Annotated in this window: 2 protein-coding genes; both read left to right on the plus strand. The window is 30.8% G+C overall.

Going from position 1 to position 1,675, the window contains the following annotated elements; translation table 11 throughout:
* Positions 1-639: 2'-5' RNA ligase family protein (locus V7083_RS23605; RefSeq protein ID WP_335482649.1), on the plus strand; the 639-nt coding region annotated here is incomplete at its 5' end.
* 255 nt (positions 640-894) lie between these two features.
* The gene (locus tag V7083_RS23610) at positions 895-1,458 is read left to right on the plus strand and encodes a GNAT family N-acetyltransferase (protein WP_335482651.1); all 564 of its coding nucleotides are present in this window, start codon (positions 895-897) and stop codon (positions 1,456-1,458) included.
* Positions 1,459-1,675 lie beyond the last annotated feature (217 nt).

Here is a 1,675-nt window from a genome sequence, read left to right on the forward strand (position 1 = left end):
CGGTCATTTTTTGTTATTGAGCTAACGGAGCAGGTTAGTTTAATAAAAAGTGATAAAATGATTGTAAAGAAATGGTTGAGAGGAAGAAGGTCAATGGCATTAACGGTTGGCATCGCTTCATTATTAACTGATGAACAAAAGTATGAGGTTTTACGTTTTTGGGATATATTTGAAAAGGACTTCAATTCGGTTGGAGTTCGTTCATTTGACCACCCAAACTTGGGGTTCCAAGGTGGGAGATGTTCAAATATAAGTATCTTGAAAGAGGAACTTTCAAAACTTTGTACGAAAATTTCGCCTTTTGATTTTACAGTTGATGGTTTTGGTTTCTTTGAAGTCCCATCAAAAGTGGTTTATTTGCAAGTAAAGAAAACTAACGAAATATTAGATGTACATAAGAAAATTAATAGTACATTGGCAAAGTGCTGTGAAGACCTATTTCATTTTTATACACCAGAAAATTGGGTTCCTCATATTACTCTCGCTATGGATGATTTATCAGAAATTAATTTCGAGAAATTTAAAAATAAGTATGAACATTACTCTCCTTCGTTAAAGCAAACGTTTTCCAATTTAGCTTTGGTTGAGTTTAAGGAAAATGGACGGGTAGAGTTACTTTACAAGTATGAAATTAAATAAATAAACTTGTTGAACTACGGGTGCGTTAGTTTAAGTTGATGATCGCCACGGCGGTCATTTTTTGTTATTAAGACGGGCAGGTTTGTTCAAAATGAAATCACAAAAGGAATGAGCATTTACTGTAAAATGAAATTAGACGTATTATTTTTCTAATAAAAAAGTTATGCAAAAATCGAGGTGATGCCATTAGTAATTAATTGCGATTCAAAAGTTATTTAATAAATAATTGATAAATAGTTTTTGAGGAGAATTAATATGGATAGTGTATATGTAAATTGTCCCGAATTTAAAAATAAAAGATTCAATTTAAGATTTATTTCTATAGAAGATTGTGATGACTTGTTAAAAGTATATTCTGATAAAAAAGCTGTTCCTTTATTTAATAGCGATAATTGTGGTGGAGATGATTATTACTATAATACACGTGACAGAATGAAGCAGGCCCTTGAGGATTGGAAATTTGAGTATGACCGAAAAGGTTTTGTAAGATGGTCTATTATAGATAAAAAAGATAATGCTGTAATTGGAACAATAGAATTATTTCATAGAGAGTCTAAAGATTATTTTAATAATTGTGGTCTTCTCCGTTTAGATTTGAGAAGTGATTATGAAACAAAAGCCAATATAATAGATATTTTAAAATTGATTATTGATAAAACTTATACATTGTTTGAATGTAATATGATAGCAACAAAGGCACTTCCTATTGCTAGTGAAAGAATAAATGCTTTAAAGGAATTAAATTTTTCCCCTACTGAAAACAAGTTGATTGGTCATGATGGGACGGAATATTCATCATATTACTTTACAAAGAGGTAAATTCCAGTTTGAAAAGTCAAGTTAATTCGCATTCTTCTAATATTATGATATAGTACCAAATTTAACTTTAAAAGCGAGTTTGTGAAACAATACACTTAAACTATCGGGGGCTTGAGCTCAATAATGATCGCTGCGGCGGTCTTTTTTGCTTGTTATGCTAACGAAGAAGTTTAGTTGAAGAAGAAAAACGAATAATGCGTATTTGACTCAAACTGTG

Origin of the sequence: Bacillus sp. JJ1764, from assembly GCF_036962145.1 — a bacterium.
In the GTDB taxonomy this organism is placed as follows: Bacteria; Bacillota; Bacilli; order Bacillales; family Cytobacillaceae; genus Neobacillus.

Bases quoted from the DNA above. Each gene is read 5' to 3' on its own strand.
- V7083_RS23610 (WP_335482651.1), top strand. From the start codon at position 895: ATGGATAGTGTATATGTAAATTGTCCCGAATTTAAAAATAAAAGATTC.